This window comes from Pseudorhodobacter sp. (genome assembly GCF_030452865.1).
In the GTDB taxonomy this organism is placed as follows: domain Bacteria; phylum Pseudomonadota; class Alphaproteobacteria; order Rhodobacterales; family Rhodobacteraceae; genus Pseudorhodobacter.
On record NZ_JAKDLJ010000429.1, the window covers coordinates 1 to 2,885 of the forward strand.

Genomic DNA, 2,885 nt, shown 5'->3' on the forward strand with positions numbered 1-2,885 from the left:
GCTCCTATGCCGGGCAGGTTGTCACCTTCACCTTCCCCCATATCGGCAACACCGGCGTCACTGCGGAAGATGATGAGACAGCCGACCCGTTCGCCGCCGGCATGGTGGTGAAATGGAATCCGACCGAACCGTCGAACTGGCGCGCGACGGGGGAGTTGACCGAATGGCTGCGGATCAAGGGCCGGATCGGCATCGGCGGGATCGACACCCGGCGTCTGACCCGCGCGATCCGCTTGCAGGGTGCGCCCCATGTTGCGCTCGCGCATGATCCAGAGGGCAATTTCGATATCGAAGCCCTGGTCGCCGCCGCGCGGGCATGGCAAGGGTTGGAAGGTCTCGACCTCGCCGCCGAAGTGACCTGCGCCCAAAGCTATCGCTGGAATGAGACGCGGTGGGCCTGGCCGACAGGCTATGGCAAACGCGAAGGCGACGGTTTGCGTGTGGTCGCGATTGATTATGGCGCAAAACGCAACATCTTGCGTTGCCTCGCCTCCGCCGGCTGTGAGGTCACGGTATTGCCCGCCAGCGCCACGGCCGAGGATATCCTCGCCCTCAACCCCGATGGCGTGTTCCTGTCAAACGGCCCCGGCGATCCGGCGGCAACCGGTATCTATGCGGTGCCGATGATCAAGGGCATCCTGGCCGCGGACCTGCCGATCTTTGGGATTTGCCTTGGCCATCAAATGCTTGCGTTGGCACTTGGCGGCAAGACGATCAAGATGAACCACGGCCACCACGGCGCCAACCATCCCGTGAAGGATTACGACACCAACAAGGTTGAGATTACCTCGATGAACCACGGCTTCACGGTCGATGCGCAATCGCTGCCCGCAGGCGTGCGCGAAACCCATGTCAGTCTGTTTGACGGTTCCAACTGTGGCATCGCGCTGGAAGGCAAACCGGTTTTCTCGGTGCAATATCATCCGGAGGCCAGCCCCGGCCCGCAAGACAGCAACTACCTGTTCGAGCGATTCGCGGATGCGATGAAGTCCCGCCGCGCCGCCTGATCGCGGTTTTCCCGGTGTTCCACATCTGGTATTTGTAGCCCATCTGCCCACCAATGCTGGAGCGTATCGCGCCAAGCTGCGGGAAGCCGTGTAGAAAAACCTGTCGTTAACTCTATGGTTAACCCGATGTTAACCCTCGCCGCAACAGGTTGGGGAAACGGGGGCCCATATGACAGCGTCACTTCCCTTCTCAATGCCCGGTCTGGTGCATCCTCAGGGCGGTGCGCCAGAAGAATGCCGGATCATCAGCCTCCCTAAACCGGGTCAAGGCCGGCGGATTTCTGTCGCTGCGCCATCGGTTCGCAGTCTCTCGGTGATGCTGTTGCGCGACGGGTTGATCTCGCCGGATGCGCTCGTGACCGCATTGTCACTGCAAAAGCGGCATCGTGGGCGGCTGTGTGACATTCTGCTTTCTCTGCAACTGATCGCCGAAAAACCTTTGTATGAGGCGCAGGCCCGGCATTGGAACGCGCGCCTTGCCGACCCATCTGCCAAACCCGCCGACCCTCGGCTGATTGACATGCTCGGCGCGGCGACCTGCTTGCGCGAGGGGTTGCTTCCGTGGCGCAGGATCGGCAAATCAACCGTGATCGTCACCGCCCACCCGGAGGAGTTTTCGCGCCACCACGCCCATTTGCACAGCGTTTTCGGCTCTGTGATCATGGCCGTCGCCCCCGCCACCGTCATCGAGGCAGCGGTTCTGAAGGCGCGGGCGGCAGAGTTGAACTACGTCGCCGAAAATCGCGTGGCGGAGCAGGAAAGCTGCCGGAACTGGGGACGCGACGGGCTTGCCATGAAGGTGGCGCTGCTTTTGGTGTTGCTGATCGCGGGCCTGTGGTTGGCGCCGACGTTCATGGCACTGTTGTTCACATTCTGGGCCAGTCTGACGCTTGCACTGTCAACCGGCTTGCGCGCGGGGGCGGTCATTGCTGCCTTGCGCCACAAACCCGACAGCCCGCCTTCACCGGTCATCGCGCGCTTGCCGACGGTGTCGATAATGGTCGCACTTTACAAGGAAAGCGATATCGCCCACCGCCTGATCCGGCGCCTGGACCGTCTCGACTATCCGCGCGACCTGCTGGATATTCTGCTGGTGGTGGAGGAGGATGACCACATCACGCATCGCGCGTTGAAAACGGTGCTGCTGCCGCCATGGATGCGGGTGGTGGTGGTTCCGCACGGCCCATTGAAAACCAAACCCCGCGCCTTGAATTTCGGGCTGGATCTTTGCCGTGGCTCAATCATCGGCGTATACGACGCCGAAGACGCGCCGGAGCCTGCGCAAATCCGCAAGGTGGTTGAACGGTTCTATCAACGCGGACCGGATGTCGCCTGTCTGCAAGGTGTGCTGGATTTCTACAATCCGCGAACCAATTGGCTCTCGCGCTGTTTCACGATCGAATATGCCTCGTGGTTCCGCATTATCCTGCCGGGCCTGCAAAGCCTTGGGCTTGCAATCCCGCTGGGGGGCACCACGCTGTTTTTCCGCCGCGCAGCGCTGGAGGAACTGGGCGGCTGGGATGCGCATAACGTGACCGAAGACGCCGATCTGGGCATGCGCCTTGCCCGCTACGGCTACCGCGCCGAAATTTTGGATACCGTCACCGGCGAGGAAGCAAATTGCCGCGCGCTGCCGTGGGTGCGGCAACGCTCGCGCTGGCTAAAAGGCTACATGATGACCTGGGCGGTACACATGCGCGACCCGCATTTGCTCTGGCGGCAACTCGGCCCGCGAAAATTCTTCGGCTTTCAGGTCTTGTTCCTCTGCACGCTGTCGCAATTCATGCTCGCCCCGATTCTGTGGAGCTTCTGGTTGGTGCCAATCGGCGTGGCGCATCCCTTGGCGCTGTCGCTGCCGCCGATGGCGATGTTTGGGCT

The 2,885-nt window shown here is 61.8% G+C and carries 2 protein-coding genes; both read left to right on the forward strand.

The annotated features are described in order from the left end of the window. On the forward strand, positions 1–1,007 hold a 1,007-nt coding region (gene carA, locus L0H65_RS17530), incomplete at its 5' end, for a glutamine-hydrolyzing carbamoyl-phosphate synthase small subunit (RefSeq protein ID WP_301460511.1). A gap of 169 nt (positions 1,008–1,176) precedes the next feature. Further along, the coding region (locus L0H65_RS17535) for a glycosyltransferase family 2 protein (protein WP_301460512.1) at positions 1,177–2,885 on the forward strand (1,709 nt) is incomplete at its 3' end.